The organism is Dactylosporangium sp. CA-092794, assembly GCF_050948465.1.
In the GTDB taxonomy this organism is placed as follows: domain Bacteria; phylum Actinomycetota; class Actinomycetes; order Mycobacteriales; family Micromonosporaceae; genus Dactylosporangium.
Genome location: NZ_CP192044.1, coordinates 4,070,695 through 4,096,007 on the forward strand (window position 1 = coordinate 4,070,695; position 25,313 = coordinate 4,096,007).

The 25,313-nt window shown below is 74.3% G+C and carries 28 protein-coding genes; 23 read left to right on the forward strand and 5 right to left on the reverse strand.

Annotated features, from left to right (window positions below; translation table 11 throughout):
• Nucleotides 1-2 precede the first annotated feature (2 nt).
• The 8 genes from ACQPXD_RS17455 to ACQPXD_RS17490 are packed head-to-tail and all read left to right on the forward strand — an operon-like array spanning nt 3 to nt 3,477.
• Nucleotides 3-404, forward strand: a complete 402-nt coding sequence (locus ACQPXD_RS17455) for a gas vesicle structural protein GvpA (protein WP_432839643.1) — start codon at nt 3-5, stop codon at nt 402-404.
• 1 nt (nt 405) lies between these two features.
• Entirely contained in the window at nt 406-1,158 is a 753-nt protein-coding gene (locus ACQPXD_RS17460; RefSeq protein WP_432839645.1) for a GvpL/GvpF family gas vesicle protein, read from the forward strand.
• A 3-nt stretch (nt 1,159-1,161) separates the two neighbouring features.
• Nucleotides 1,162-1,401, forward strand: a complete 240-nt coding sequence (locus ACQPXD_RS17465; RefSeq protein WP_432839647.1) for a gas vesicle protein GvpG — start codon at nt 1,162-1,164, stop codon at nt 1,399-1,401.
• Nucleotides 1,402-1,410: 9 nt separating this feature from the next.
• Nucleotides 1,411-1,725: a gas vesicle protein GvpO gene (gene gvpO, locus ACQPXD_RS17470; protein ID WP_432839649.1), complete on the forward strand. Its 315-nt coding sequence runs from the start codon at nt 1,411-1,413 to the stop codon at nt 1,723-1,725.
• Between the two features lies 1 nt (nt 1,726).
• The gene (locus tag ACQPXD_RS17475) at nt 1,727-2,170 is read left to right on the forward strand and encodes a gas vesicle protein (protein WP_432839651.1); all 444 of its coding nucleotides are present in this window, start codon (nt 1,727-1,729) and stop codon (nt 2,168-2,170) included.
• Nucleotides 2,163-2,960, forward strand: coding sequence for a GvpL/GvpF family gas vesicle protein (locus tag ACQPXD_RS17480; protein ID WP_432839653.1), 798 nt, complete (start codon nt 2,163-2,165; stop codon nt 2,958-2,960). Before ACQPXD_RS17475 ends, ACQPXD_RS17480 begins: the two co-directional genes overlap by 8 nt.
• Nucleotides 2,957-3,166: a gas vesicle protein gene (locus tag ACQPXD_RS17485; protein ID WP_432839655.1), complete on the forward strand. Its 210-nt coding sequence runs from the start codon at nt 2,957-2,959 to the stop codon at nt 3,164-3,166. Before ACQPXD_RS17480 ends, ACQPXD_RS17485 begins: the two co-directional genes overlap by 4 nt.
• Nucleotides 3,163-3,477, forward strand: a complete 315-nt coding sequence (locus ACQPXD_RS17490) for a gas vesicle protein K (RefSeq protein ID WP_432839657.1) — start codon at nt 3,163-3,165, stop codon at nt 3,475-3,477. Before ACQPXD_RS17485 ends, ACQPXD_RS17490 begins: the two co-directional genes overlap by 4 nt.
• Before the next feature lie 515 nt (nt 3,478-3,992).
• Here ACQPXD_RS17490 and ACQPXD_RS17495 read toward each other — a convergent pair.
• Nucleotides 3,993-4,868: a helix-turn-helix transcriptional regulator gene (locus ACQPXD_RS17495; protein ID WP_432839659.1), complete on the reverse strand. Its 876-nt coding sequence runs from the start codon at nt 4,866-4,868 to the stop codon at nt 3,993-3,995.
• A gap of 188 nt (nt 4,869-5,056) precedes the next feature.
• On the opposite strand from ACQPXD_RS17495, the gene ACQPXD_RS17500 reads away from it, so the two are divergent.
• The 15 genes from ACQPXD_RS17500 (at nt 5,057) to ACQPXD_RS17570 (ending at nt 21,596) form a co-directional block, all read left to right on the forward strand.
• Complete coding sequence (locus ACQPXD_RS17500; protein WP_432839661.1) at nt 5,057-6,463, forward strand: MFS transporter; 1,407 nt, start codon at nt 5,057-5,059, stop codon at nt 6,461-6,463.
• A gap of 348 nt (nt 6,464-6,811) precedes the next feature.
• Nucleotides 6,812-7,954: a 12-oxophytodienoate reductase gene (locus tag ACQPXD_RS17505; RefSeq protein ID WP_432839663.1), complete on the forward strand. Its 1,143-nt coding sequence runs from the start codon at nt 6,812-6,814 to the stop codon at nt 7,952-7,954.
• Nucleotides 7,955-7,996: 42 nt separating this feature from the next.
• Nucleotides 7,997-9,307, forward strand: coding sequence for an acyltransferase family protein (locus tag ACQPXD_RS17510; RefSeq protein WP_432839665.1), 1,311 nt, complete (start codon nt 7,997-7,999; stop codon nt 9,305-9,307).
• Nucleotides 9,304-9,981, forward strand: coding sequence for an HAD family hydrolase (locus ACQPXD_RS17515; protein WP_432839667.1), 678 nt, complete (start codon nt 9,304-9,306; stop codon nt 9,979-9,981). The genes ACQPXD_RS17510 and ACQPXD_RS17515 overlap by 4 nt, the downstream gene beginning before the upstream one ends.
• A gap of 80 nt (nt 9,982-10,061) precedes the next feature.
• On the forward strand, nt 10,062-11,072 hold the full coding sequence (locus ACQPXD_RS17520; protein ID WP_432839668.1) for a ParB/RepB/Spo0J family partition protein: 1,011 nt from the start codon (nt 10,062-10,064) through the stop codon (nt 11,070-11,072).
• 111 nt (nt 11,073-11,183) lie between these two features.
• Complete coding sequence (locus ACQPXD_RS17525; protein ID WP_432839669.1) at nt 11,184-11,954, forward strand: ATP/GTP-binding protein; 771 nt, start codon at nt 11,184-11,186, stop codon at nt 11,952-11,954.
• A 3-nt stretch (nt 11,955-11,957) separates the two neighbouring features.
• Nucleotides 11,958-13,049 (forward strand): pyruvate dehydrogenase (acetyl-transferring) E1 component subunit alpha, encoded by a 1,092-nt coding sequence (gene pdhA, locus ACQPXD_RS17530; RefSeq protein WP_432839670.1) that lies wholly within the window; start codon nt 11,958-11,960, stop codon nt 13,047-13,049.
• Nucleotides 13,046-14,026, forward strand: coding sequence for an alpha-ketoacid dehydrogenase subunit beta (locus ACQPXD_RS17535; RefSeq protein WP_432839672.1), 981 nt, complete (start codon nt 13,046-13,048; stop codon nt 14,024-14,026). Before pdhA ends, ACQPXD_RS17535 begins: the two co-directional genes overlap by 4 nt.
• Nucleotides 14,027-14,073: 47 nt before the next feature.
• Nucleotides 14,074-15,270: a dihydrolipoamide acetyltransferase family protein gene (locus ACQPXD_RS17540; RefSeq protein WP_432839674.1), complete on the forward strand. Its 1,197-nt coding sequence runs from the start codon at nt 14,074-14,076 to the stop codon at nt 15,268-15,270.
• 23 nt (nt 15,271-15,293) lie between these two features.
• Nucleotides 15,294-17,051 (forward strand): acetolactate synthase large subunit, encoded by a 1,758-nt coding sequence (locus ACQPXD_RS17545; RefSeq protein ID WP_432839676.1) that lies wholly within the window; start codon nt 15,294-15,296, stop codon nt 17,049-17,051.
• Between the two features lie 6 nt (nt 17,052-17,057).
• Entirely contained in the window at nt 17,058-17,642 is a 585-nt protein-coding gene (gene ilvN, locus ACQPXD_RS17550) for an acetolactate synthase small subunit (protein ID WP_432839678.1), read from the forward strand.
• On the forward strand, nt 17,630-18,673 hold the full coding sequence (locus ACQPXD_RS17555; protein ID WP_432839680.1) for an AvrD family protein: 1,044 nt from the start codon (nt 17,630-17,632) through the stop codon (nt 18,671-18,673). The genes ilvN and ACQPXD_RS17555 overlap by 13 nt, the downstream gene beginning before the upstream one ends.
• A complete protein-coding gene (locus ACQPXD_RS17560; RefSeq protein ID WP_432839682.1) occupies nt 18,670-19,671 on the forward strand; it encodes a beta-ketoacyl-ACP synthase III in 1,002 nt (333 codons plus the stop codon). Before ACQPXD_RS17555 ends, ACQPXD_RS17560 begins: the two co-directional genes overlap by 4 nt.
• Before the next feature lie 31 nt (nt 19,672-19,702).
• Nucleotides 19,703-19,954: an acyl carrier protein gene (locus ACQPXD_RS17565; RefSeq protein WP_432839684.1), complete on the forward strand. Its 252-nt coding sequence runs from the start codon at nt 19,703-19,705 to the stop codon at nt 19,952-19,954.
• 67 nt (nt 19,955-20,021) lie between these two features.
• Nucleotides 20,022-21,596: a DUF4139 domain-containing protein gene (locus ACQPXD_RS17570; RefSeq protein WP_432839686.1), complete on the forward strand. Its 1,575-nt coding sequence runs from the start codon at nt 20,022-20,024 to the stop codon at nt 21,594-21,596.
• Between the two features lie 4 nt (nt 21,597-21,600).
• Here the strand turns inward: ACQPXD_RS17570 and ACQPXD_RS17575 are convergent, their stop codons facing one another.
• From ACQPXD_RS17575 to ACQPXD_RS17590, 4 genes are read right to left on the reverse strand one after another with little or no spacing between them, the layout of a single operon-like run.
• Entirely contained in the window at nt 21,601-22,533 is a 933-nt protein-coding gene (locus ACQPXD_RS17575) for an ornithine cyclodeaminase family protein (protein ID WP_432839688.1), read from the reverse strand.
• Nucleotides 22,530-23,537, reverse strand: a complete 1,008-nt coding sequence (locus ACQPXD_RS17580) for a proline racemase family protein (protein WP_432839690.1) — start codon at nt 23,535-23,537, stop codon at nt 22,530-22,532. Before ACQPXD_RS17580 ends, ACQPXD_RS17575 begins: the two co-directional genes overlap by 4 nt.
• A 7-nt stretch (nt 23,538-23,544) precedes the next feature.
• A complete protein-coding gene (locus ACQPXD_RS17585) occupies nt 23,545-24,213 on the reverse strand; it encodes an NADPH-dependent F420 reductase (protein ID WP_432839692.1) in 669 nt (222 codons plus the stop codon).
• Entirely contained in the window at nt 24,210-25,241 is a 1,032-nt protein-coding gene (locus ACQPXD_RS17590; RefSeq protein ID WP_432839694.1) for an LLM class flavin-dependent oxidoreductase, read from the reverse strand. Before ACQPXD_RS17590 ends, ACQPXD_RS17585 begins: the two co-directional genes overlap by 4 nt.
• Between the last annotated feature and the right edge of the window lie 72 nt (nt 25,242-25,313).

Sequence of the window (25,313 nt, forward strand, 5' to 3'; positions counted from 1 at the left end):
CCATGACCACGGCTGTGCAGCCGGCCGGCGGTGGCGCGCTGGAACGCCCGTCCGCGGGCACGCTGGCCGACGTCATCGACACGATTCTGGACAAAGGGCTGGTCATCGACGCGTTCGTGCGCGTGTCGCTGGTCGGCATCGAGCTGCTGACCATCGACGCCCGGATCGTGGTGGCGAGCGTCGACACGTACCTGCGCTTCGCGGAGGCGGTCAACCGGCTGGACATCGCCGAAGACAAGCAGGGGCTGCCCGAGCTCGTGGGTGGCCTGGAGCAGGGCGGCGCCAAGCGCAAGACGAAGGGCGCCCTGGAGGGAGCGCTGGAGAGCACCGGCGAGACGTTGAAGGACCTGCTCGGTGATCGCAAGGAGCCGTCCCGCCGCGGCCGCCGGGACGAGGAGGAGTGAGATGTCTGCCGCTGAGTACGTGTACGCCGTCGTGCCCGCCGACGTCGAGGTGGACCCCGAGGCGCGCGGCTTGGGGGATCCGCCCTTGCCCGTGCAGCTGATCCGGCACCGTGAGATCGCCGCGCTGGTGAGCGAGATCGACGCCGATCGCCCGCTGGGCCGGCCGGACGACCTCGTGGCCCACGAGCGCCTCCTGGACGCCACCGCGGCCGAGGTGCCGGTGCTGCCGATCCGGTTCGGCGCGGTGGTGGCCGGCGCCGGCGCGGTGGTCGACGAGTTCCTCGAGCCCCACCACGACAAGTTCAAGCAGGCCCTGGACGAGCTGGACGGCCACGCCGAGTACATCGTCAAGGGTCGTTTCGTCGAGGAAGCGGTACTGAACGAGGCCGTCCGGGAGAACCCGGAGGTGGCCCGGCTGCGGGGGGCGATCCGCGGCAAGCCGGAGGAGGCCACCCGCAACGAGCGCATGCGGCTCGGCGAGATCGTCAACCAGGCGATCGAGGCCCAGCGGCGGACGGCCACCCGGACCCTGGTCGAAGTGCTCAACCAGCACGCGGTCGCGGTGAGCGAGCGCGAGCCGTCGCACGAGCTCGACGCGGGCAACGTCGCCGCGCTGGTCGAGACCGCCCACGAGGGGGAGCTCGTCAAGGCCCTGGAGGGCGTGGCCGGGGACTGGGACGGGAAGGTCCGGCTGCGGCTGCTGGGGCCGTTGGCGGCGTACGACTTCGTCTCGACCATGCGGCCGGGGGAGTGAGCGGTGGGCCTGATCTCGGGGATCCTGACCCTGCCGCTGGCGCCGGTGCGCGGTGTCGTCTGGCTCGGCGGCGTGCTGCGCGACCAGGCCGAGCATCAGCTGTACGACCCGGCGGCGATCCGGCGGCAGCTCGAGGAGCTCGACGAGGCCCGGGCGGCGGACCTGATCTCCGCGGAGGAGGCGGCCGAGCGGCAGCAGGAGCTGCTCGACCGGCTGTTCCGGCGATCGGGCGGAGCCGGCTGACGAGAGGGGGTGGGCCAGGTGGCGGAGGCGCGCACCGGCCGGCGGTCGTATCCGCGGGAGCCGTTGCCCGACGACATCGCGAGGGACATTCTCGGCCGTATCTCCGGGCTCACCGGCAAGCGGGCGCTGGGCGTCACGTCGCTGGAGCGGGCCGACGACGGCTGGACGGTCGAGGTCGAGGTCCTCGAGGACAGCCGCATCCCGTCCTCCAGCGACATGCTCGGCCTGTACCGCACCCGGCTCGACGAGGACGGGCAGCTGCTGGAGTTCCATCGGATCCGGCGGTACTCCCGGGGCAAGGGCGACGTCAGCGAGGTGGCCTGACATGAGCATCGCGCGGCAGCAGCAGGGATCCGTCGTCGGAAAGACCTCCGGTGCGGTCTCGACCGGCCACGAGCCGGCGAACCTCGGCGACATTCTCGAGCGGGTGCTCGACCGCGGCATCGTGATCGTCGGCGACATCCGGATCAGCCTGCTCGACATCGAGCTGCTCACGATCAAGCTGCGGCTGGTGGTCGCCTCGGTGGACACCGCCCGGCAGATGGGCATCGACTGGTGGGAGCACGACCCGTGGCTCTCCTCCCGCGCCCGTCCGCAGCTCGAGCCCGCGGAGGAGGAGCCCGAGGCGTTGGCCGCCCCCGAGCGCCGCTCCCGCCGGCGCGCGGCCGAGCGGGACGAGGAGCCCGAGGCTTTGGCGGCTCCGCGGCGGCGGTCCCGGCAGTACACCGCCGAACGTGACGAAGAACGCGTGCGAGAGCGCCGTGACTGACGACGACGGTGTCTGGCTGCACGCCGTGGCCCGGGACCTCGATCCGGGCGCGCTCGCCGGCCTGAGCGGGGTCGGCGGCGGGCCGCTGCGCGCGGTCGAGGCGGCCGGGCTGGCGGCCGTGGTCAGCTCGGTCGGGCTCGACGAGTTCGGCGCCGAGCCGATGCGCCGCAACCTGGAGAACCTGGCCTGGCTGGAGGCGGTGGCCCGCGCGCACCACGGTGTCGTCGACGCCGTCGGCCGGCACGGCCCCGTGGTCCCGGCCCGGCTCGGCACCGTGTACCTGGACGACGCGCGGGTCCGGGCCGCGCTGGCCGAGCGGCACGACGACTTCGTCACGGTGCTGGAGCGGGTCGCCGGGCGTACCGAATGGGGCGTCAAGGCATTCACCGCGGACCGGCCGGAGCCCGCCGAGCCCGCGCCGGCGCCCGCGGCCGGGGAGCGGTCCGGACCGGGGGCGGCCTACCTGCGCCGGCGGCGCGACGAGCTGTCCGCCGGCGAGCGGCGGCAGCGGGCCGCGGCGGAGAGCGCCGAGGAGGTGCACGGCGCGCTCGCCGGCTGCGCCGCGGCGGCCCGGCGGCATCCGCCCCAGGACCGCAGCCTGAGCGGCGAGCCGGGCCAGATGGTCCTCAACGGTGCTTACCTGGTCGACGCGGGCCGCGCGGAACGGTTCCGCGACACGGTTTCGGCGCTGGCCGCTCGGTTTTCGGCGGTACGGCTGCAGCTGACCGGGCCCTGGCCGCCCTACTCGTTCGCCACGCTCGACGAGGACCGGCAGGGAGCGCCGCGATGACCTCGGACCAGCCGTCCTCGGCGCTCGCGACCGAGCCGATCGCCCTGGTGGACCTGCTCGACCGGGTGCTGGCCACCGGCGTCGTCATCAGCGGCGAGATCACGCTGTCGATCGCCGACGTCGACCTGGTCCACATCTCGCTGCGGGCGCTGGTGTCGTCGGCGGGCACGCTCGGCGCCCCATCTCCGGACGGCGCGGCCCGATGAACGATCCGCACGGCGGCGCCGAACCGGTCCGCCGGCCGGGCCGGCGCGTCGAGGTCGACCGGGACTCGGTGGAGCGCGGCTTCGCCGGCCTGGTGCTCACGGTCGTGGAGCTGCTGCGCCAGCTCATGGAGCGGCAGGCGCTGCGCCGGGTGGACGTCGGTGACCTCACGGACGAGCAGATCGAGGAGATCGGCGCGACGCTGATGGCCCTGGAGGAGAACATGGCCGAGCTGCGCGAACACTTCGGCCTCAAGCCCGAGGACCTGAACATCGACCTCGGCCCGCTCGGCCCGCTGCTGCCCCGCGACTGACCGCATGATCGTCGTCGATGTGACCCGTATCACTGCCCAGCGGAAACCGCCCCCGCCCTCCCGGTCGTCTTCCCTGATGTGACACAAGACGAGGGCGAGCGCGGGCGGCGGCCACCGCAGCGGGGCGTCGATGGTCGGCGTGGGGCTCGGCGGTCATCGGCGCCGACCTGGCTCGCTGGCCCGGAGGCGGACGTTTGTCTCCGTGATCATGATGCCCGTCGTGGCCGGACCGCGGGTTTGCCATGATCCCGGAGACTTCAGGTACACAGGGGTACATCAGCACTCCGTGATCATGAAAAACCGTTGGTGTCGGCGGCGGGTACAGCATGATCGCGGAGACTTCTGGTCAATGTGCTGTGCTCCGCGGCGGGCACCCGGTGAGCTCGCGGTCAACTCGCGGCCGTGTGATGTGCTGCGGCGCCGTGCTCTGGTCCGGCATCGTCCGGCTCGTCGTCGCCGGCGAGCGCACCGGGGTGATCGTCTACAACGCGCGCTGCCGGTCCGGTGACCGGGGGTCAGCCGGTCAGGGGGACGGTGTCGCGGCTGGTCCGGGACGGGTCGCCCATGTCGAGCAGGACCGTGGCGTCGTGGTCGGGGGTGCCCGGGGTGGCGTAGTAGGCGATCAGCCGCTGCCCGTCCGTGCCGTTGAGGGTCATCGCCTCGTACCCCAAGGTGAGCCGGCCGACCATCGGGTGGCGGAAGCGCTTGCGGCCGTCGGTGTGGGCGTCGACCGCATAGCGCTCCCAGAGCCGGGCGAACTCGTCGCTGCTCACCGTCAGCTCGCCGACGAGGCGGACGAACTCGGGCGTCTGCGCATACTCGCCCGCCATGGCGCGCAGGTGCGCCACCACGCCCGGGGCCATCTCGTCCCAGTCCTCGTACAGGCCGCGGGCGACCGGGTGGAGGAAGACATACCGCACGATGTTGCGCTGCCGGGCGGGCCAGTCGTCGATGCCGGCGAGCAGCCGCAGGCCGGACGGGTTGGCGGCGAGCAGGTCGTTGATCGGGCCGACGACGTAGGCCGGGTTGGGGCGCAGCGCTTCCAGCAGCGCCCGCACGCCGGGCCGCACGGTGCGGGACAGCGCGACGCGGCCCCGGGCCGCGCGCGCCCCGCGCGCGACCAGCTCGCGCAGGTGCCGGTGCTCGTCCCGGGTCAGCCGGAGCGCGCCGGCCAGCGCGTCGACCACCGACGGGCTGGGCCTGGTCTCCTTGCCGCGCTCCAGCCGGGTGTAGTAGTCCACGCTCACCCCGGCGAGCGTGGCCACCTCCTCGCGGCGCAGGCCGGGCGTGCGCCGCAGGCCGGCGCCGCCGGGCAGGCCGACGTCCTCGGGGCGCACCGTGGCCCGGTGCGCGCGCAGGAACCTGCCCAGCTCGTTGTCGCCGCTCGTCACCCTCTCAGTCTGGCAGCCGACGGGGCCGCGGCAAGGCGTCAGAGGGGGTGCAGCACGCCCAGGAACGACGGCCGGCGGCGGGCTACGGTCGGCCTGACGGTGGACGCATCGGTGTCGGCTCAGGTTGCTCACCAGCTGCTGGCGGCCATCGAACTAACCCTTTTCCTAGGGACTTCGAAGGATTTAACATGGCGACAGTCACACCACCGACCCCGGCGTCGGTCGCCCAGGCCGAGCAGCGGGCCGTCGCGCCCAACGCGGTGCTCGCCGCGGCGCTGCTCGGGTTCGTCGTGATCTCGCTCGACGCGTTGATCGTCAACGTGGCGTTGCCGGCGATCGGGGCGGATCTCGACGGCGGCATCTCGGGGCTGCAGTGGGTCGTGGACGGCTACACCCTGACGTTCGCCGCGCTGATGCTGTCCGCGGGCGCGCTCTCCGACCGGATCGGGGCGAGCCGCGCGTTCGCCGGCGGCCTGGTGGTGTTCACGCTGGCCTCGGTCGCGTGCGGGCTGGCGACGCACATGTGGATGCTCGTCGCGGCCCGGCTGGTGCAGGGCGCGGCCGCCTCGCTGACGATGCCCGCCTCGCTCGCGCTGGTCCGCCAGGCGTTCCACGACGCCGACCGGCGGACCCGGGCGATCGCGATCTGGACGGCCGGCGGCGCGATCGCCACCACCGTCGGACCGGCCCTCGGCGGCCTGCTGACCAGTGCGTGGGACTGGCGGATCATCTTCTTCATCAACGTGCCGATCGGCATCGTCGGCCTGGTGCTGCTGCGCCGCACCCAGCCGTCGCCGCGGCGGCCCGCACCGCTGGACATCCCGGGCCAGCTCACCGCGATCGTCGCTCTGGCCGGGCTCACCATCGGCGTGATCGAGGGCGGCGCGCGGGGCTACACCAGGCCCGAGGTGATCGCCGCGTTCGTCGTCGCGTTCCTGGCGGTGGTCGCGTTCCTGATCATCGAGGCCCGGCAGAGCAACCCGACGATGCCGCTCGGGCTGTTCCGGCTGCGCCCGGTGTCGATCTCGATCGCCGCCGGGTTCGCCATCAACGTGGCGTGGTATGGCACGATCTTCCTGCTCAGCCTCTACTACCAGGGCGTGCTGCACCAGTCGCCGCTGGTGGCCGGGCTGATGTTCGTGCCGACGACCGCGCTCGTGGCGATCTCCAACCTGTTCTTCGCCGCGAAGCTGATCAAGCGGTTCGGGCCGCGCCTGCCGATGGCGATCGGGCAGGCCGGCACCGTCGTCGGCCTGATCCTGCTGTTCTTCGTCACGCCGTCGACCCCGGCCGCGCTGGTCGCCCTGCTGGCCGTGCCGACCGGGTTCGCCGGTGCGCTGGCGGTCCCGTCGCTGACCGGTCTGCTGCTGGGCAGCGTCGAGGCGGCCCGGGCCGGCACCGCCGCCGGCGTGCTCAACACCATCCGCCAGATCGGCGCGGCGATCGCGGTCGCGGTGTTCGGGGCGCTGGTGGCCGACCAGGCCGGCTTCCAGACCGGCATGCGGGCCAGCCTGGTGATCGCCGCGGTCGTGCTCGGCGCCACCGCCGTCGTCACCCTCGTCGGACTCCCCGGGCGGCGGCCCGCGGACAGTTGATCCCCGGCACCGCCGGGACATACACCTGGGCCTGCCGGCCCTCCGCCGAAAAGGGCGGGGCCGGCGGGCCGTCCGCATTTGCCGGCATCGCCGGGCAACTGTGAGGAATGCGCGGTTAACCGTGCGCTGCGGATTTACCGCAGCGCATGTTCTTACATCCTGAAGAAGATTATGAGTCGCGAATGTTTCATAAGATTCTACGGGGATCACGGACCGTGGATCCGATTTCGCCATGCGTAAAATTCATCGCCTTCCGCGAATGTGAAATGGATGCGATTCTGTCCTGCGTCGATAGGTCGGCCGGCGCCACCGGCGATTCGGGCGGCCGAGGCAGGATGGGAGGATTTCGTGGCAGTTGTCGAGCCGATCACGCGCCGGGCCGCACCGCCGCCCGGCGTGGCGGCGCTGTTCGAGCCGGTCGCCGTCAACGGACTGACGCTGGCCAACCGCATCGCGATGGCCCCGATGACCCGGTATGCCTCGCCCGGCGGCGTGCCGGACGAGACGGTGGCCCGCTATTACGCCCGCCGCGCGGCGAACGGGGTGGGCCTGGTCATCACCGAGGGAACGCTCGTCGGCGACCCGGTCAACGTCGCTCCGGAAGGGGTACCGCGCTTTCACGGCGACGACGCGCTGGCCGGCTGGGCCGACGTGGTGCGGGCGGTGCACGCGGCGGGCGGGCGGATCGTGCCGCAGCTGTGGCACGTCGGCATCTACCGGGAGCCCGGGTTCCTGCCCGCGGCGCCCGCCCTGCCGGTCGGCCCGTCCGGGCTGGACCTGGCCGGCGAGGCGTTCGCGGCGCCGATGACCGGCGCCGAGATCGCCACCGCCGTCGACGCGTTCGCCCGAGCGGCCGCCGACGCCCAGCGGCTGGGCTTCGACGGCATCGAGCTGCACGCCGCGCACGGCTTCCTGATCGACCAGTTCCTCTGGGCGGCCACCAACCGGCGTACGGACGGCTACGGCGGCGCCGCGCGGGCCCGGGCCCGCTTCGGCGCCGAGGCCGTGGCCGCGATCCGGCAGGCCGTCGGCCCGGCGTACCCGATCATCCTGCGGTTCTCGCAGTGGAAGGTCACCGACTACCAGGCCCGCGTCGCGCAGAGCCCGGACGAGCTGGCCGAGCTGCTGGGCCCGCTGACCGAGGCCGGCGTCGACGCGTACCACTGCTCCACCCGGCGGTTCTGGCTGCCGGCGTTCGCCGGTTCGCCGCTCAGCCTCGCCGCCTGGACCAGGCGGATCACCGGCAAGCCGGTGATCGCCGTCGGCTCGGCGGGCCTCGCCGACAGCGACTTCCAGGACGCCTTCGAGGGCAAGGCCACCGAGCCGGCCACGCTCGACCGCGCGGTGTCCGCGATCGGCCGGGGCGAGTTCGACCTGCTCGCGGTCGGCCGGGCGGTGCTGTCCGACCCGGCCTGGGCGGCCAAGATCCGCGACGGGCGGACGGACGAGCTGCGCCCGTTCGACCCGGCCGCGCTCGAGTCGCTGGCCTGACGTCACCGGGCCGTGCGGCCCGACTCCAAGGGGGAACCGAACATGTCTGCACTGCAAGCCACCGCCGGCGGCCCGGTCGCGGTGACCGGCCGCCGGCCGGACCTGCCCGCCCTCACCGGCCTGCGGATCTTCGGGGCGCTGGGCGTCTTCCTGCTGCACTCGCTGATGCTGGCCGACCCGCTCAAGCCGTCGGTACCGATGAGCTTCTTCGCCGACCGCGGCATCGCGGTGCCGGTGGCGCACCTGGTCGGCAAGGCCGGGTTCATCGGGGTCTCGTTCTTCTTCGTGCTCAGCGGCTTCGTGCTGTGCTGGTCGGCGCGGCCGGTCCTGGACCGGCGCGCGTTCATCCGGCGCCGCCTGGTCAAGATCTTCCCCAACCACGTGGCGCTGTGGATCGTCACCATGCTGCTCGTGCCCGCGGTCGCCGGGTTCTGGCGGCCGCTGGCGAACCTGCTGCTCATCCACGCCTGGTTCGATGACCCGAAGACCTTCATCAGCGTCAACTCGCCGGCCTGGTCGCTGTGCTGCGAGCTGCTGTTCTACCTGTCGTTCCCGTTCCTGATCGGGCCGGTGCGGCGCATCGCCGAGCACCGGCTGTGGTACTGGGCGGCCGCGATGATCGCCGGCATGGCCGGGATCGCGCTGATCAACAACTTCGCCGTCCCGGACCACCCCCGCTCGGCGCTGCTGCCGATGGCCGTGCCGCAGCAGTGGTTCGGCTACATCTTCCCGGCGCCGCGGCTGTTCGAGTTCGTCCTCGGCATGATCCTGGCCCGCATCCTCATCGCCGGCCGCTGGCCGCGCATCCGGCTCTGGCAGGCGGGCCTGCTCGCCGCCGCCGGATACGTGGCGACGCTCTACGTGCCGTCGCCGTTCGACTTCATCCTGGCCATGATCGTGCCGGTCGCGGTGCTCATCCCCACCGCCGCCGCGGCCGACCTGGCCGGCGGGGCGCGGTGGCTGCGCAGCCGGCCCATGGTGTGGCTGGGCAAGGTCTCCTTCGCCTTCTACCTCTGCCAGGGCGTGGTGCTCTTCCAAGGGCGGCTGTGGCTCGGCGGGGACCGGACCTACTCCACCCCGGTCGCGTTCGGCCTGTGGCTGACCCTGTTCGCCGCGACGCTCCTGGTGGGCTGGCTGCTGTTCATCGGGGTGGAGGAGCCGATGATGCGCCGCTTCAGCCGCCGGCGCCCCCGGACCACGCCGCCCGTGCCGGCAGAGCCGGCAGAGCCGGTGACAAGAGCGCCGGTGACAAAAGAGCTGGCGGCAAAAGAGCCGGCGGTAAAGGAGCCGGAGGTAGCGGAGCCGGCGGCGAAGGAGCCGCAGGAGCAGGTCACGCCGGCGGTGGCCGGGTGAGCGGTGCGACGCCCTCCCGGCTGGTGTTCAGCGACGTCGACGAGACGCTCATCCGAGCCAAGAGCATGTTCGAGTTCCTCGACTTCTACCTGGCCGAGCGGCACGGCCCGGCCGGGCTGGAGCGCTCCGCGCAGGTCCGGGCCGAACTGCTGACGCAGGCGGCCGCCGGCGTGCCGCGGGCCGACACCAACCGCACGTACTACCGGATCTGGGCGGGCGCGCCGGTGCGGCACGTGGCGCTCGCCGGCCGGCGCTGGTTCGCCGCGGCCGTGCGGGATCCGCGGTTCTTCCACGCGGACGTGCTCGCCGCGCTGCACGCCCACCGCGCGGCCGGGGCCGGCCTGGTGCTGGTCTCCGGCGCGTTCGCGCCGATCGTGGATCCGATCGCCGAACACGTCGGCGCGGCGCACGCCGAGTGCACGCGGCTCGTCGCGCGCAACGGCCGGTACACCGGGGAAATCATCGGCGAACCGGTCATCGGCCCGGCCAAGGGTGAGCGGGTGCGGGCGCTGCTGCGGGCGTACCCGGCGGTGTCGGCGGCCAACTGCTACGGCTACGGCGACCACCTCTCCGACATGCCGATGCTGGCCGAGGTCGGGCACCCGGTGATCGTCGGCGACGACCCAGGACTGCGGGCGGGCCTGCCCGGCGCACCGGTGCTGGCGGTCGCCTGATCCGCACGGCCCGGCCAGGAGCTGAGCGGCGCGGCTCGGCTACCCCGGCAGGCACGACGAACGGAACGGAGGGATCGCGAGTGCGGGGGGAGGTCGCGGGCGCGGCGGCCGCTGGGGAGGCGGAGCCGTCGACCCGCTCGTTGAGAGAGGGCCAGCCGCCGGAGCTCTCGCCGGTGGAGCTGGTCGAGATCGGGGCGCTGCGCCCCGGGGACTCGCCGCGCAGCGGGGGCGAGGTGGACGAGCACATCCGGGTACTGGCCGAGATCGACACCGCGCACGCGCCGATCGTCGTGCACCGGGGCACGATGCGGGTCATCGACGGGATGCACCGGCTGCGGGCGGCGATGCTGCGCGGCGAGGCGACGATCGCGGTGCGCTACTTCGAGGGCTGCGAGCGCGACGCGTTCGTCATCGGTGTCGAGCTGAACACGGCGCACGGCTATCCGTTGTCGCGCAAGGACCGCACGGCCGCGGCCGGGCGCATCCTCGCCTCGCATCCGCAGTGGTCGGACCGGTCGATCGCGCGGGTCGCCGGGCTGTCGGCCAACACGGTCGGCGGGCTGCGGCGGGCCATGGCGGCGGAGCTGCCGCAGGTCCACACCCGGCTCGGCCACGACGGCCGGAGCCGGCCGGTGAGCGCGGCCCACGGCCGGCAGCGCGCGGTCGAGCTGATCGCCGAGAATCCGGACGCCTCCATGCGCCGGATCGCCCGCGAGGCCGGCATCTCGCCGCGCACCGTGGCCGACGTGCGGGACCGGCTCAGCCGCGGGGAGAACCCGGTGGAGCCGAAACGGACCCGCCGGGAGGCGCCGCCGGGCGCCGGCCCGCCCGCCCCGCCCCGGCCGGCCGCGGGCGCCCGGGGCGGGACCGGGGCGCTGGAGACGCTGATGAACGACCCGTCGCTGCGGCTGACCGAGCGGGGCCGGCTCATGCTGCGCCTGCTGACCTCGTACTCGGCGCTCGCCCGCAGCCGCGACGACCTGCTCGAAAACCTGCCCGCGCACTGCACGAACATCGTTTCGCTCGCCGCCCAGGAATGCGGCGAGGCATGGCTGGAATTCGCTCGGGATCTGCAGCGTCGCGCTGCCTGAGCCGTTGTCCGAAAGAGCGGGATTGATGCCGTGAACGGCTTTCCGGAGCGCCGGGGGCCGTGCCACGCTGTCGGCGTCCGCAAACGATTGGGAAAACGAAAAGGAGAGCCGGTGTCGGACAAGATTCGTCTCGCCATTTCCGGCACGTACTCGACGGGAAAGAGTACGACGACCGAGGCCCTTTCCATCGCCACCGGCATTCCCCGGACCCACGCGATGACCTCGCGGGAGATCCTCATGGAGATGGTGCCGGGCAAGACGGTGATGGAGCTCAACGCGATGGAGCTCATCCTGCTGGCCATGCGCCGGTTCGAGGAGCGGGTGCACAACGAGGGCGTCGGCGTCGACTCGTTCATCTCCGACGGCGGCTGCGTGCACGAGTGGGTGTACTTCGAGGCCCGCATGCGGGTCGGCATCAACCCGGGCGCCGCGTGGTGGATCGGCGCCGTGAAGAGCCTCGCCGGGCTGCCGGTCAAGCGCTTCTACCAGCGCTACACCGACACCCTCGGCGTGGTCACGAAGGCCCGGGCCCGGCGGGTCTACGACGCCTACGTGCACCTGCCGGTCGAGTTCGACATGGCGCCGGACGGGCACCGGCCGGTGTCGGAGAAGTTCCGCCGGCTCTCCGACCAGCTGCTGCTGGAGGCGCTGGAGGAGGTCGGCCTGCCGTACCACATCGTCGGCGGCACCATCCCGGAGCGGCTGGAGAAGATCATCGACATCTTCCAGCTGCCGGTGGTCGTGCCGCTGGACGAGGCGATCGCCGAGGCACAGCGCCGGGTGACCGACGCGATCGACGTGCTCAAGGCCGACGCCCGCTACCACGACGCGCAGCGGTCCAAGTCGCTGCGCCGCCGGCTCGCCTGGGCACTGCGGTACTGACCGATGAGCGCGCTTGCCGACGACGAGGCCGTGCGGCTGCTCACCCCCGAGGGCGAGCGGTCCGACCATCCCGACTACCCGCTGGAGGTGTCCGCCGACCGGCTGCGCGGCCTGTACCGCGACATGGTCGTGGCCCGCCGCGTCGACGCCGAGGGCGTCCGCCTGCAGCGCCAGGGCGAGCTGGCGCTCTGGCCGTCGCTGCTCGGGCAGGAGGCGGCGCAGGTCGGCTCGGCGCGCGCGGTGCGCGAGGGCGACCATGTCTTCCCCAGCTACCGCGACCACGCCGTCGCGCTGTGCCGGGGCCTGCCGCCGCTGGACGTCTTCACCATGTACCGCGGCGCCCACCACGGCGGCTGGGACCCGGCCCGGCACGGCTTCCACCTCTACACGCTGGTGATCGGCGCCCAGGTGCTGCACGCCACCGGCTACGCCATGGGCATGGCCGCCGATGGCGCCGAGTCGGCGGTGATCGTCTACTTCGGCGACGGCGCCACCAGCCAGGGCGACGTGAACGAGGCGCTGAACTTCGCCGCGGTGTATCAGGCCCCGGTGGTCTTCTTCTGCCAGAACAACCAGTGGGCCATCTCCGCGCCGGTCGAGCGGCAGACCCGCGCGCCGATCCACCGCCGCGCGGCCGGGTTCGGGCTGCCGGGCGTGCGGGTCGACGGCAACGACGTGCTGGCCTGCCTGGCCGTCACCGAGGCGGCGCTCGGGCGGGCCCGGCGCGGGCTCGGGCCGATGCTGATCGAGGCGTACACCTACCGGATGGGCGCCCACACCACGTCCGACGACCCGAGCCGCTACCGGAGCGCGGCCGAGGAGCAGCGGTGGCAGCGGCGCGACCCGATCGCCCGGCTGCGCACTTATCTGGAGCGCAATGGGCTCGCCGACGAGGGCTACTTCGCGGCGACGGACGCCGAGGCGGAGCGGTCCGCGCTGGACATCCGCGCGGCCGTGCGCGCCATGCCCGACCCGCCGCCGGAGCGGATGTTCGCCGACGTGTACGCCGGGGACCACCCGCTGCTGGCCGAGGAGCGCGCCTGGTTCGCCGGGTACCGCTCGTCGTTCGCCGGCACCGGTGGGGGCGAGGCATGAGCGAGCGCACGATGACGCTGGGGCGGGCGCTGAACGAGGCGCTGCGCGGCGCGCTGCGCGACGACCCGAAGGTGATCCTGCTCGGCGAGGACATCGGCCGGCTGGGCGGGGTGTTCCGGGTGACCGACGGCCTGCAGAAGGACTTCGGCGAGGACCGGGTCCTGGACACGCCGCTGGCCGAGTCGGCGATCGTGGGCACCGCGATCGGTCTCGCCCTGCGCGGCTTCCGGCCGGTGGTCGAGATCCAGTTCGACGGGTTCGTCTTCCCGGGGTACGACCAGATCGTCACGCAGCTGGCCAAGCTGCGCCAGCGCTCGGCGGGTACGGTCGCGCTGCCGGTCGTGGTCCGGATCCCCTACGGCGGCGGCATCGGCGCGGTGGAGCACCACGGCGAGTCCCCGGAGGCGCTCTTCGCGCACGTGGCCGGGCTGCGGGTGGTCACGCCGGCGACGGCCGGCGACGCCTACTGGATGCTGCGCCAGGCGATCCGCGGCGACGACCCGGTGATCTTCTTCGAACCCAAGCGGCGGTACTACGACCAGGGCCCGGTCGCCGACGCCGAGCCGGCGATCGGGCCGCACGCGGCCCGGGTGGCGCGCGCCGGGCGCGACGTCACCGTGGCGGCCTACGGCCCGACCGTGCGGACCTGCCTGGAGGCGGCCGAGGTCGCCGCGGCCGCCGGCATCGAGCTGGAGGTGCTCGACCTGCGCTCGGTGTCGCCGCTGGACTTCGACGCCGTGGCCGGGTCGGTCGGCCGGACCGGCCGCCTGGTCGTGGTGCACGAGGCGCCGGTGTTCTTCGGTGCCGGCGCGGAGATCGCCGCCCGGATCACCGAGCGCTGCTTCCACGTCCTGGAGGCGCCGGTGCTGCGGGTCGGCGGCTTCCACACGCCGTATCCGCCGGCCCGGCTGGAGCACGGCTACCTGCCCGACGCCGACCGGGTGCTCGACGCCGTCGAGCGCGCCCTGACGTACTGACCTTTAGGCGTACTGACCTTTCGGCGTACTGATTCGAGGAAGAGACGATGCCCGAACTGCGCGAGTTCCACCTGCCGGATCTCGGCGAGGGGCTGCCGACGGCGGAGATCGTGCGCTGGTACGTCGGCGTGGGCTCACCCGTGACCGACGGCACGCCGGTGTGCGAGGTGGAGACCGCCAAGGCCACCGTCGAGCTGCCGATCCCGTTCGACGGCGTGGTGCACGAGATCCGCTTCGCCGAGGGCGCCACCGTCGAGGTCGGCGCCCCGATCGTGGTCGTGTCCGTCGCGGATGAAACCAAGCAGGGCGCGCTCCTGGTCGGCTACGGCGCGACGGCCCCGGCCACGAGCCGGTGGGCGGCACGGAGGGCGGCCCGCGGCGCGCCCGAGGTCACGCCCGGGCGGGACGGGCCGCTGCCGGCCAAGCCGCCGGTGCGGCGGCTGGCCCGGGACCTCGGCGTCGACCTGGCCCGGGTCACCCCGACCGGCCCCGGCGGCACGATCACCCGCGCCGACGTGGAGGCGTTCGCGCCCCAGCCCCCGTCCCCGTCTCCGCCACCGGCGCCGGCGAACGGGGTGCGAAGGGCGATGGCCCGGGCGATGACGAGCGCGGCGAGCGTCCCGCACGCCAGCGAGTCGGTCACCGTGGACGTGACCCGCACGATGAAGCTCGTGCGGCGGCTGGCCGCCGACCCGGACTTCGCCGGCCGGCGGGTCACCCCGCTGCTGCTGGTCGCGCGGGCGCTGCTGGCGGCGATCGCCCGGTACCCCGGCATCAACGCGGCGTGGGACGCCGGGCGCGAGGAGACCGTCGAGCGGCGGCAGGTCAACCTCGGCATCGCCGTCGCGGCGCCGAAGGGCCTGCTGGTGCCCAACATCAAGGACGCGCCGGCGCTCACCCTGCCCCAGCTGGCCGGCGCGCTGACGGAGCTGACCGAGCGGGCCCGGGCCGGGCGCACCGCACCCGCCGAGATGTCCGGCGGCACCTGCACCATCACCAACATCGGGGCGCTCGGCATGGACAGCGGCAGCCCGATCCTCAACCCCGGCGAGTCGGCCATCCTCGCGTTCGGCGCCGTCCGGCCGCGGCCCTGGGTGCACAAGGGCAAGCTGCGCAGCCGGCAGGTGAGCACCCTGACCCTCGCCTTCGACCACCGCCTCGTGGACGGCGAGCTCGGCGCGCGGGTGCTGGCCATGGTCGCCGCGGCGCTCGAGCGGCCGGACCGCCTGCTGGTGTGGACCTGAGCCGTGACTGCCTTGGAGGACCGATGACCCAACCCCCGGTGCCACCGATGACCGGCGCGCAGGCGCTGGTCGGCGCCCTGGAACAGGCCGGAGCCGACACCGTGTTCGGCATTCCCGGCGGCGCCATCCTGCCCGCGTACGACCCGCTCTACCACTCCACCGCGATCCGGCACGTGCTGGTCCGGCACGAGCAGGGCGCCGGTCACGCGGCCACCGGCTACGCGCAGGCCACCGGCCGGGTCGGCGTGTGCCTGGCCACCTCCGGCCCCGGCGCGACGAACCTCGTCACCCCCATCGCCGACGCCCACCTGGACTCCGTGCCGGTGGTGGCGATCACCGGGCAGGTGCCCTCCGGCGCGCTGGGCACCGACGCCTTCCAGGAGGTCGACATCATCGGCATGACGCTGCCGATCACCAAGCACAACCTGCAGGTGACCGAGGCCGGGCAGATCGTGCCGGCGATCGCCGCGGCGTTCCACATCGCCTCGACCGGCCGGCCCGGGCCGGTGCTGGTGGACATCACCAAGGACGCCCTGCAGGGGCACACGGAGTACCACTGGCCGCGGCAGCCGGCCCCGGCCGGGTACCGCCCGGTGCCGCCGCCCGAACCGGCCGCCGTGCGGATCGCGGCCCGCCTGCTGGGCGCCGCCCGCCGGCCCGTGCTCTACGTCGGCGGTGGGGTGCTCAAGGCCCGGGCCACGGCCGAGCTGCGCGAGCTGGCCGAGCTCACCGGCGCGCCGGTGACCACGACGCTGATGGCGCTGGGCGCCTTCCCCGACAGCCACCCGCAGCACCTCGGGATGCCGGGCATGCACGGATCGGTGCCGGCGGTCGCCGCCCTGCAGCGGGCCGACCTGATCGTGGCGATCGGGGCGCGGTTCGACGACCGGGTCACCGGGCGGACCGACTCCTTCGCCCCGCACGCCCGGATCGTGCACATCGACGTCGACCCGGCGGAGATCTCCAAGAACGTGCCGGCGCACCTGGCCGTCGTCGGCGACGCGCGGGACGTGCTGGCCCGTCTGGTTCCGGTGGTACGGGCGGAATGGGCGGCCGGCCGGCGCGGCGACTACCGGCAGTGGTGGCAGCGGATCGGCCGCTGGCGGGCCCGCTACCCGGCCGGCTTCGCCGCCACCGGCGACGGGCTCGCGCCGCAGCAGGTCATCCGCCGCCTCGGCGAGCTGGCCGGCCCGGGGACCGTGTTCACCAGCGGCGTCGGCCAGCACCAGATGTGGGCCGCCCAGTTCCTCACCCACGACCGGCCGTACACCTGGCTCAACTCCGGCGGTGCCGGCACCATGGGCTACGCGATCCCGGCCGCCATGGGCGCGAAGGCGGGCCGGCCGGAGGCCGCCGTGTGGGCGATCGACGGCGACGGCTGCTTCCAGATGACCTGCCAGGAGCTGGTCACCTGCGCGGTGAACGGGATCCCGATCAAGGTCGCGGTCATCGACAACGGCACGCTGGGCATGGTCCGGCAGTGGCAGGACCTGTTCTACGGACGGCGGTACTCGCACACCACGCTGCACGGCGGCGGCGACCGGGTGCCGGACATCGCCCGGCTGGCCGAGGCGATGGGCTGCCACGGCCTGCGCTGCGAGTACCCGGGGGAGCTCGACGCGACCATCGAGAAGGCCCTCGCCCTCGACGACGCCCCGGTCGTCGTCGACTTCGTGGTCGACCAGGACGCCATGGTGTGGCCGATGGTGCCGGCCGGCACCTCGAACGACGACATCATGGCCGCCCGCGACGTACGCCCGGATTTCGGCGACGAGGAGTAGCCACCCATGCAAACCCGAACCCTGTCGATCCTCGTGGAGAACCGGCCCTGGTCGCTGACCCGGATCGCGGCCCTGCTGTCCCGGCGCGGCTTCGCCGTGGACTCGCTCGCCGTCGGCCCGAGCGAGCGGCCCGAGCTGGCCCGCGTGACGGTCGTCGTGGACAGCGCCCGCCAGCCGGTGGCGCAGATCGCCGCCCAGCTCGACAAGCTGGTCGACGTCCGGGAGGCGGTGCCGCTCGACCCCGACCTGGCGGTGCGCCGGGAGCTGGTCCTGGTCAAGGTCGCGGTGGCCGGGGCGGCGGCGCAGGCGCGCGTCGCGGAGATCCTGCGGCTCTTCCACGCCAGCACCGAGCAGGTGGGCGCGGACGCGGTCGTGGTGCAGGCGGTCGGTACCGCGGCCGAACTGGCCTCGCTGCTGGCCCTGCTGGACGAGTTCGGCGTGCGCGAGGTGGTCCGCTCCGGCGCCGTCGCGCTGGAGGGCTGCGTGGCGCCGGCCGGTGCCGGTGCCGGTCGGCCGGGCGCCGGCCGGCTGCAACGGGCCGGGGCGTCACGGGCGGGCACGGGAATGGAGAGCGCGAGATGGAGCAGTTGACGCTGCGGGACGGCGGGCCGCGGGGCGATGCCGTCGACGACTACCTGGGCAATGGCGCCCATCGATTCTTCGGGGAGGGCTACAAACGGGCCCGGCAGCGGCTCGCCGCGATCGGGGTGCACGTCGGGGCCGACGGCACCGGCACGGTCGAGGCGTCGGCCTCGGTGTCGTATCCGCCGGACTGGTCGCGGAAGGGCTCGGCCGACCAGCCGCCGCACCTGAGCAGCATCGACGTGCTGCTGGTGGCCGGGGAGGTGGCCGAGGTGTACCTCACCCGGGCGCTGGGCCTGACCCCCGAGCAGCGGGCCGGGCTGCGGCTGCGCCGGGTGCGGCTGCAGGCCGGCACCACCCCGGTCGAGCAGGAGCTGGCCGCGTTCGGCGTCCGGGCCCGCATCGGCGCGCCGGCGGACGGGCCGCACCGCGACGGGCTGGCGATCAGCACGGTCGACTGCGAGGTGGGCACGCTGCGGGCCCGGGCCGAGGTGCTGCACCCGGCGCAGCCGGTCACGCCCGGCTCGGCCGCGTTCGCCGACGCGGACGCGGCGCTGGGCCCGGCGGCGCTGCGGCCGTTCGCGGCCGCGCACCGGGCGAAGGGCCAGTCCGTCGACCGGATCGAGCTGGACGCGTCCGGCCACCGGGCGCGGGCCCGGCTGGCGGCGACCTGGTCGACGCCGGACGGGCTGGCGCTGACCGGACTGGAGAGCTACGCGCACCGCGCGGTGTCCATCGTGGACGTCTTCGTGGCCGCGATCCAGCTGGGCCAGATCCTGCTGTACGAGCTGGACGGGGTGCGCCGCGCCGACAGCAACACGCTGTGGATGCGCCGCACGACGCTGGACATCGCCGAGCCGGGCCGGCCGGTGTCCGGGCCGGGCCCGATCGAGGCCCGCCTGGACGACGCCGAGCTGCTGGCCGCCGGCGACGGCACCCGCTGGCGGGCGGCGCGCATCGAGGCCGCCTTCGACCACATGAGCATCGGCTGCGCGGTCGCGCACCGGCTGCCCGGCGGCATCGACTGGAGGGAACGATGAGCCGTACCGCAGTGCTGGCCGGCGTCGGCGGCTACGTGCCGCCGCGCCGGGTGACCAACGCCGAGCTGGCGCCCGGGCTCGGCACCGACGACGGGTGGATCCGCACCCGCACCGGGATCCGCGAGCGGCGCTGGGCCGACGCCGGGACCACCACCGGCGACCTGGCCGCCGAGGCGGGGCAGCGGGCGCTCAAGTCGGCCGGGGTGAGCGACGCCGACCTGGTGATCCTGGCCACGAGCACCGGCAACCAGCCGATGCCGGCCACCGCGCCGGAGGTGGCCGCGATGCTGGGCCTGGGCCAGGTCGCGGCCTACGACGTGTCGGCCGCCTGCGCCGGGTTCGTCTACGCGCTGACCGCCGCCGCCGGTGCGATCGCGATCGGCGTCGCCGACCGGGTGCTCGTGATCGGCGCGGACCTGTGGTCCACCCGGCTCGACCCGGCCGACCGCTCGACCGCGATCATCTTCGGCGACGGCGCCGGGGCGGTCGTGCTGCGGGCCGGGACGGCGGGCGAGCGCGGCGCCCTGCTGGGCTTCGACGCGGGCAGCGACGGCGACCGCCGGGCCCTGGCGGTGGTCCCGGGCGGCGGCTCCCGGCAGCGCTCCGCCCCGCACCTGGCGGAGCTGGCCAACGAGTACCTCACCATGCAGGGCCGGGACCTGTTCACCCAGGCGGTGGAGCGCATGGCCGCCTCGTCCGAGCGGCTGCTGCGCCGCGTGGGCTGGACCGGAGCCGACGTCGACAAGTGCGTCGCCCACCAGGCCAACGTCCGGATCCTGCACACCGTGGCCGACCTGCTCGACGTCGGCCGGGACCGGATGCTGACCAACCTCGACCGGGTCGGCAACACCTCGGCCGCGTCGATCCCGCTGCTGCTGTCCGAGGCCGGCGCCGACGGGCGGCTGCGCGGCGGCGACCGGGTCCTGCTCACGGCGTTCGGCGGCGGGCTCAGCTGGGCCTCGGCCGCGCTGGTCTGGCCGGCCCTGACCGAGCGCTGAACCACCACATCACCGGCAAAGGAGGGCAACCATGACGGACCAGCAACTCACCGACAAGATCGCCGCGTTCGTGGCCGAGCGGAGCGATGCCGAGGAGGAGGTCACGGCGGACACGAAGTTCCTCGACCTCGGCCTCGACTCGCTGGTGCTGCTGGAGCTGGCCGCGCAGCTCAAGCGCGACTACGGCATCCCGGTCACCGACGACGACCTGTACGCCGCCGGCACCGCGGCCGGGGCCGCCGCGCTCGTGGCCGAGCGCCGGGCGGTGGCGCCGCAGGTGTGACCCGCCGCCGGGCGAGTCCGGCACCGTTGGGCGGCCGGGCGTGACGGGATGGGCTACCGTGCCCACCGTGGAGAACTCGATCGTCGCGGTCACCGTCTACCCGGCGCAGGCGCGGGTCACCCGGCGCGGCCGGACCACGCTCGAGCCCGGCGACCAGGTCGTCGAGGTCGGGCCGCTGCCGCTGGGCCTGGACACCGACTCGATCCGGGTCAGCGGGCGCGGCCCGGCCACCGTCCTCGGCGTCGACGTCGTCCTGCGCCGCCACGCCGAGCCGTCCGACGCCGCGGTGGGCGCGGTGCGCCAGGAGCGGCTCCGGCTCGCCGCGGAGGCGGCCGGGATCGACGACGCCGAGACGGTCCTGCGGCAGCGCCAGGCGTTCCTCACCACGCTGGGTGAGCGGGCCAGCGGCGCCTACGCCCGGGCCCTGGCCGCGGGGGAGACGGCCGTGGACGCGGTGTCGGCGTTCACCACCACGATGGGCGGCGAGCTGACCTCGGTGCTGGCCGGCATCCGCGAGCTGGAGCGGCGCCGCACCGAGGTGGCCGACCGGATCGCCGCGCTGGACCGGCAGCTGCACGACCTGTCCGGCAAGCGCGAGCCCGACGCCCGCTACGCCGTGATCGCGCTGGCCGTGTCCGCGCCCGGCGAGGTCGAGCTCGACGTGTCGTACCAGGTGCCCAACGCCGGCTGGCGCTCGACCTACGACGTCCGGCTGACCGGCGAGTCGCTGCAACTGACCTGGTTCGGGCTGGTCGAGCAGCGCACCGGCGAGGATTGGCCGGAGTGCGAGCTGGCGCTGTCGACGGCCCGCACCAGCGGCGTGGCGGCGATTCCCGAGTTGCAGCCGTGGTACCTCGAGGTGTTCGTGCCCGCGCCGCCGCCGCGCTCGCTGGGCTACGGCGCGCCCGGCATGGCGCTGCCCCCCGCGCCGGCGATGGCGCCCCAGCCGATGGCCCGGGCCGCCGCCTTCGACGAGGCCGCGCCGCCGGCGGTCGAGCTGGCCCAGGCCCGGGTCGAGGAGGGCCCGGTCGCGGCCACCTACCGCCCGGCCCGCGCGGTCGCGGTGCCCGCGGACGGCACCACCTCCCGGGCCACGATCGCCGTGTTCGACCTCGCCGCCCGGCTCGACCACGTCACCGCCCCGGGCCGCTCCACCGACGTGCACGTGCGGGCCGTGGTCACCAACACCTCCCCGCACACGCTGCCCCCGGGGCAGGCGGCGGTGTTCCACGAGGCCGACTTCGTCAGCCGCACGACGCTGTCCACCTGGGCGCCCGGCGAGGAGCTGGAGCTGGCGCTCGGCCTCGACGACCGGGTCCGGGTCGAGCGCGAGCTGGTCCGCCGCACCGCGACGAAGGCGACGCTGGGCTCCAGCCGCCGCCGCGAGGTGGAATACCGCACCACGGTCGGCAACTACACCGGCCGCCCGGTCCGCATCACCGTGCTCGACCAGCTCCCGGTCAGCCGCCACGAGGGGATCACGGTCCGCGAGACGGTGCTGGAGCCGGCCCCGGCCGAGCGGACCGAGCTGGGCGTGCTGACCTGGCGGCTGACGTTGCCGGAGAGCCAGTCCCAGCAGATCCGGATGGGGTACCGGGTGGAGACCGGCAAGGGCATCGAGCTCTCCGGCTGGCGCGAGTAGCCGCTCAGGCGGCGGCCCGGGCCAGCACCGCCTCGGCCACGACGAGGTCCTGCCAGGCCATGCCGGAGCCCTTGAACAGCACCGGGCCGTCCCGCTCGCCCAGGGCCCCGGCGGCGGCGCCGATCGGCACCAGCCGGTCGGCGGTCAGGGCGCCCTCGGCGGCCGCCAGCACCACGTCGCCGCACTCGCGCAGGGCCGTGGCGGCGTCCTCGACGACCACGGTGGCCCGCCGGCACAGCGCCGCGTCGACCTCGCGGGCGTCGGGCTCGTGCGAGCCGACCGCCACGACGACCGCCCGGTCCGGCAGTACCCCCGAATCGAACAACGGCGTGCGGGCGGTCGTCGCGCACACCACCACGTCCGCGGCGCGCAGTGCCTCGGCGACCGCGGCGGAGCCCGCGCGCAGCAGCCGGGCCGGCGTGCGGCCCACCACGGCGGCCATGGCCTCCCGGTCCACGGCGCCCGGCGAGCGGACCACCACGTCCACCGCGGCCAGCTCGGCCACCGCGGCGAGCGTCGCGATGTGCCCGGCGCCCTGCGGGCCGGCGCCGAACACCACCAGCCGCAGCGGGCCCGCGCCCAGCGCCGGGCGGACCGCCGCCACCGACACCGCCGGGGTGCGCAGCGTGGTCAGCGCCGCACCGTCGAGCAGCGCGACCGGCCGCAGCGTGGGGCCGTCGAACAGCACGTAGACGGCGTTGATCCGGGGCAGGCCGAGGGCGGCGTTGCCGGGCGCGATCGTGGCCAGCTTGACCCCGGCGTGGCCGGCCGACGCGGCAGGCATCAGCAGCAGCTCGCCGGCGGGCAGCGGCACCGAGGCGCGGGCCACCCCGGCCGAAGGGTCGAGGCCGCCGCGCAGCGCCTCCTCGATCGCGGCCACCGCCACCGCGGGCGGGACCAGCCGGGCGATCGCCGCGGCGTCGAAGTAGGGCATCATCGCAGCACGAATCCCGGGGTCAGCGGGTCGCCGGGGTCCACCGTGAAGACGTGCTCGCCGGTCGGGTAGGCCATCCCGGTGATGACCGGCAGGACGCGGCCACCCGCGTCGAGGCTCGCCGTCGCGGTGAAGCGGGAGCCGACGATCGAGTCGTGCACGAGCGTGTGGCCGGGGGCGAGCGCGCCGCTCGCGGTCAGCGTCGCCACCCGGGCCGCCGTGCCCGATCCGCACGGCGAGCGGTCCAGCTCCCCGTCGGCGAAGATGGTGACGTTGCGCTGGTGCAGCGCCCCGCCGGCGGTGGTGCCGAGGTCCTCGTAGAGGATCGTGCCGTAGACGCCGCTGAGCCGGTCGTCGTCGGGGTGGCGGGCCACCGGGTGCGCGTCGAGCGCCCACTTCACCTCGCGCCCGAGCGCGATGAGCTCCTGGTGGTGCTCCGGCGTCACCGCGAGCCCCACCGCCGCCGCGTCCACCTGCGCGTAGATCGCCCCGCCGTAGCTCACGGCGGCGGTGACCGTCCCGCGCTTCGTGGCCACCTCGACCTCGGCGGCGATGAGGTACGACGGCACGCTGACGAAGTCGACCGAGCTCACCTTCCCGCCCGCCGTGTGCACCCGGGCCGTGACCCGCCCGGACGGCACGTCGATCACCACGTCGGCGACGCCGTCGGCGGGCGCCGCGACCAGCCCGGAGCGCACCGCCCACGCGCCGAGCGCGATGGTGCCGTGACCGCACGCGGTGGAGAAGCCGTCCTTGTGCCAGAACAGCACCCCGAGCCGGGCCCCGCCGTCGTCGGGCGGCACGAGGAATCCGCCGTACATGTCGGCGTGCCCGCGCGGCTCGTAGCACAGCACCCGCCGCAGCCCGTCCACCGCCGGGTCGCGCATGGCGAACACCCGCCGCTCGGCGACGCTCGCCCCGCGGATCTCCACCGGCGGCTCCGGCACGATCCGGAACGGCTCACCCCCGGTGTGGTAGTCGACGGTCCGCACCACCTCGAACTCCATCGCCCCATCACACCACGCTCGGGAAGCGGGCGAGCGCGGCACGGACCTCCTCGGCGGTGGCGCTGGCGCCGAAGAGCTCCGTGCCCGGGCCGAAGCGGCGGCCCTCGGCGAGCGGGCCGGCGTCGACCGGGTCGAAGCCGAGCGCGTCGACCAGGGCGGCCACCGCGGCGCGGCCGGCCGGGTCGTCGCCGGCCAGGGCCAGGGCGCGGCGGCCCGCCGCGCCCGGCGGGCGGGCCTGCTCCTCCAGGTCGTGGTAGCCCATGTGGTTGAAGGCCTTCACCACCCGCGACCGCGGCAGGAACGCCTGGACGGTCTCGCTGGAGGTGGTGGCCGGGTCGGTGAGGTCGGGGCGCTCCCCGTCGACCTCCCACCAGTAGTTCATGGCGTCGATCACCAGCTTGCCGTGCAACCGCTCGGCCGGGATGGTCCGGTACTTGCCCAGCGGCAGGGCCAGGATGACCACGTCGGCGCCGGCCGCCGCCTCGGCCGCGGTCACCGCGACCGCGCCCGGGGTGACGATCTCGGCGATGAGCGAGATCCGCTCCGCCGGGCCGGAGCCGGCGACGAGCACCCGGTAGCCGGCGGCGAGGGCCAGCCGGGCCAGCACCGTGCCGACCTTGCCGGCGCCGAGGATGCCGATCGTGCGCACCGTGCTCTGATCGCTCCGCTCGCTCATGCCGCGAGCAGGTCGCGGACCATGGGCAGGACCTTGCTGCCGTAGAGCTCGACCGCGCGGGTGCGCTCGCGCACCGGCATCGAGCCGGCCGAGTAGATCATGTCGAACCGGCCGACGCCCAGCCGGCGGATCGCCCCGGCCATCTTGCGGGCCACCGTCTCGGGTGAGCCGATGTACATCGAGCCGTGCGCGACCTCGGCGTCGAACTCCTCGCGGCGCAGCGCCGGCCAGCCGCGCAGCTTGCCGATGCGGTCGCGGATCACCTTGTACCGCGGGTAGAACAGCTCCTTCGCCTCGGCGTCGGTGTCGGCGACGAAGCCGGGCGAGTGCATGCCGACCGGGTGATCCGGCGTGCCGAACTGCTCCGCCGCCCGCCGGTAGAGCTCCAGATACGGCGCGAAGCGGTCCGGCGCCCCGCCGATGATGGCCAGCATGAGCGGCAGCCCGTAGCGGGCGGCGCGGACCACCGACTGCGGCGAGCCGCCGACGCCGACCCAGGTGCTCAGGTGCCCCGACTCGGTCTTGGGGAACACGTCGGCGTCCACCAGCGGCGCGCGGGTGGTGCCGCTCCAGGTGACCGGCCGCTCTTCCAGGAGCCGGGCGAACAGCTCGATCTTCTCCTCGAACAGCACGTCGTAGTCGCGCAGGTCGTAGCCGAACAGCGGGAACGACTCGGTGAACGAGCCGCGGCCGAGGATCACCTCCGCCCGCCCGTTGGAGATGGCGTCGACGGTGGCGAAGCGCTGGAACACCCGGACCGGGTCGTCGGAGCTGAGCACGGTCACCCCGGAGGCGAGCCGGATCCGCGAGGTGCGCGCGGCGATGGCGGCGAGCACGGTCTCCGGGGTCGAGATCGCATACTCCGGTCGGTGGTGCTCGCCGAGCGCGATCACGTCGACGCCGAGCTCGTCGGCGAGCACGGCCTCGTCGACGACCTGGCGGATCGCGGCCGCGTGCGACATGGGCGCGCCGTCGCCGTCCTCCGGCACGTCACCGAAGGTGTCGAGGCCGAACGTGACGTCCACCATGGCTGGCCCCCTTCCGGGCGCTGACACGCTGTAATTGACGCGTCAATCATGCGCCGATATGATTGACGCGTC